The sequence below is a fragment of the Micromonospora arborensis genome, assembly GCF_003205615.1.
In the GTDB taxonomy this organism is placed as follows: domain Bacteria; phylum Actinomycetota; class Actinomycetes; order Mycobacteriales; family Micromonosporaceae; genus Micromonospora; species Micromonospora arborensis.
This window is the reverse complement of sequence record NZ_PYBV01000112.1, coordinates 1-370: the sequence shown is the minus strand read 5'-3', so window position 1 is coordinate 370 and position 370 is coordinate 1. Positions and strand designations below refer to the sequence as shown.

Here is a 370-nt window from a genome sequence, read left to right as displayed (position 1 = left end):
TCACCCTCGACGACGAGCAGATCGGCAACGCCAAGGCGATCATCGCCGCCACGAAGAAGGCCGGCCTGCCCGAGCGGGCCGCGGTCATCTCGATCGCGACGAGCCTGCAGGAGTCGAAGCTGGAGAACCTGGGCCACCTCGGCGACATGAACGACCACGACTCGCTGGGCCTGTTCCAGCAGCGCCCCAGCTCCGGTTGGGGTACCCCGGAGCAGATCACCGACCCGGCCTACTCCACCACCGCATTCCTCAAGGGCCTGCGACAGGTCGACGGGTGGCAGGACATGCCCCTGACCCAGGCCGCACAGACCGTGCAGGTGTCGGCTTACCCGGACGCCTACGCGCAGTGGGAGCAGCAGGCCGCCGACCT

The 370-nt window shown here is 68.6% G+C and carries 1 pseudogene; it reads left to right on the top strand.

The annotated features are described in order from the left end of the window. Window positions 1-370 (top strand): annotated as a pseudogene (locus tag C7C45_RS33055) (hypothetical protein); the annotation flags it as partial.